General features: G+C 32.9%; 1 protein-coding gene. It reads right to left on the bottom strand.

Annotated features, from left to right (window positions below; translation table 11 throughout):
* Nucleotides 1–360: 360 nt before the first annotated feature.
* Nucleotides 361–2037: hypothetical protein (locus tag GQR46_RS19110; protein WP_206009701.1), on the bottom strand; the 1677-nt coding region annotated here is incomplete at its 5' end.

Below are 2037 nucleotides of genomic sequence, written 5' to 3'. Positions count from 1 at the left end.
TTTTATGAAAGGTAATATTTGAGAAGGTAATTATTTTAAAAGTAGGTATTTTTTACACGTTGTTTATAAGCAGGCCCATAAATTAAGCTAGCACTATTTATCCACTCAAAATAAGCGAGATAGCCTACAAAAATTGACTCATAGATTAATAAGCTAATACCTATCCAGCTTGCAGAATTACATAAAAAATAACGCTGACATCTACCCTAATTTTATTGTTGACGTAGGTCGGATAAATGGCGAAGCCATGCCATCCGACAAGTAATTTATAAACAAAAATAAGAGTTTATTGTGTTGGTAATTAGAATTGATGACATCCTAATTTTTTATTGAAATGTATTACTCATTTATCTCCCACCATTACCTTTCTAACAATCCGTTATGATCAAAACCTGGTGGTAATGGCTTAAAATCATCTCCATCAGATTGATAATGAAACAACCTTAATTTCCCAATATCTAGGTCAGATGAAAGTATTGAACAATTATCCCCACCTTTAACGTATAACAGCACTTTCTTTTCAGTTTTACTTGGTTGCAAAATACAAGATCCACCATACTGTGAAGTATTTGATTGAACCGTGAAACAATGAAGATCTCTTACTGTCGACTCTAAAATATGTTGATAATAATTAGTGTCTTTATTAAAAACACAGGCTACTAATAAATCTAATTTAGACTTAAATAAAATTCTATGAGTAATATCAGATAATTCAAAACAGTTGTATGTTGATAAACTTAAACCTTTCCAACTAACTCTATGGTATGAATACTTTTCACGTTTAGGCTCAACAAGTCTTAAAGTTTTAAGTAAGGACTTCTCTGCAGGAGCATAATGATTTTTAAGTCTTGGTATAACTGTACAGGAGTTATATTTACCATTGGATTGAAAAGGTAACACCTCAATAACTAAGTTATAGGCTGTACTATCAATAGTCCAATGCTCTAGTCCAAATATCAGTCCTATTTGATTAACTCGAGCGAAGTGAACCACGTTAGGTAGCCAAGCGACAGGTATCGATACTTCAGGAAACACTAATAGCTCTATATCATCTTTGACTGCTGAGTTTAACATACCATTAAGGTTATTCAGCCTTTCCCTGCTGAGGTTATTTGGAACATCAGTTCTAATTGCAGCTGCAATATCACTTTCATTTACAACAAAGTTAGCTAAAGCAATTTTCAATGCTTTTATATTTTGATTTGCACCAATTTTTAAGTGCCTGGTTTGTATTTTTTCACTTGAGCTACCATCTTCTTTAATAGAAAAATCACTAATCGAATTGCCAGTTTCAGTGAAATACCTGTCATCCAGTCTATCAATCCAAGAGTCAACTTGAGAGCCATTATTTAAATGGTTAAATAACTCGAAGGTCTGCCATTCGTCAAAATGAATAAAACGAGGCGTAAACATAACCTTCTGAGAATTCAAACTGAGGTTTTTCGAACTCAAAATAGACTTCTGACAAGCCAGGTCTCCGTTATAATCCGTATAATTTGCTAAAGGCCAGGCAACTAAGTAATGTTTAAATAAATTAGCAAGGCGGAATTTTGCGGCGTTAAAGTACAAATAGCTATTATCAAGCTCTTTTTCTAAACTGTCTTTTTGTCTGTAAAAATATGAGCCATGCTCTAGGGATGGAATATATTCAATAGCATCATTACTTTCTGGTTCTCGAATATCCAATGCCGCAATAACAATACTGAATGCTAAATCGTTATAATCATTAATGTCTGTTCGTAAGCGATTAACAAAGGGGGTTTGAACTTGTTTATTACCAATGTCAGCGGCTTCAATGCGACTAATTTCAACTTGCAGGTCGCGATAAAATTTTACAGCTATGGAATATTCTTTAAGAACAATGGCAAATTGATAGACTTTTTCCCATACCCTAAAAAAACGTAAAATATTTTGTCCCTTAAACAACTTAGTAACTTCTAATAAGATGTCTACTTGATTGTTACCTGTTGAAGCTTGGGATAATGATATTTGTTTAGATAGAAATTGAGATAATGAACCTTCATTTTCAGTTGCTTT

Origin of the sequence: Pseudoalteromonas sp. Z1A6 (genome assembly GCF_011378745.1) — a bacterium.
Lineage (GTDB): Bacteria > Pseudomonadota > Gammaproteobacteria > Enterobacterales > Alteromonadaceae > Pseudoalteromonas > Pseudoalteromonas arctica.
This window is presented reverse-complemented; position numbering and strand designations above follow the sequence as displayed.